Source organism: Leifsonia sp. HAY1-4F (genome assembly GCF_056755275.1).
In genome coordinates, this window is record NZ_JBNDHX010000250.1 from 1 (window position 1) to 282 (window position 282).

General features: G+C 62.8%; 1 pseudogene. It reads left to right on the forward strand.

Annotation, left to right across the window (positions count from 1 at the left end):
- Positions 1–87: 87 nt before the first annotated feature.
- Positions 88–282 (forward strand): annotated as a pseudogene (locus ACPYOG_RS19415) (hypothetical protein); the annotation flags it as partial.

The following is a 282-nucleotide window of genomic DNA, read 5'->3' on the forward strand; positions in this document are numbered from 1 at the left end:
TCGCTACCCGGCACACCGGCGCTTCCCGAAGACGTGGATCTGAGTGGAGTGCCGGCCGGGTTGTTTCACGGGGACGATGCTCCCCTGGTGAGTACGGCGCTGCCGGATGCATCGGTCACCGCCTACGCAACTGAGTATGGAAGCCAGTCCATCATCAGCATCGAGGGTGAAGCGGCGCCCCACGAGTATCGATTCGATCTGGATCTTCCTTCGGGGGCGTCAGCAGAAGTGAACGCTGACGGTTCGGTTCGGATCGTCGACGTCGACGGTCAGCCGCTGGGT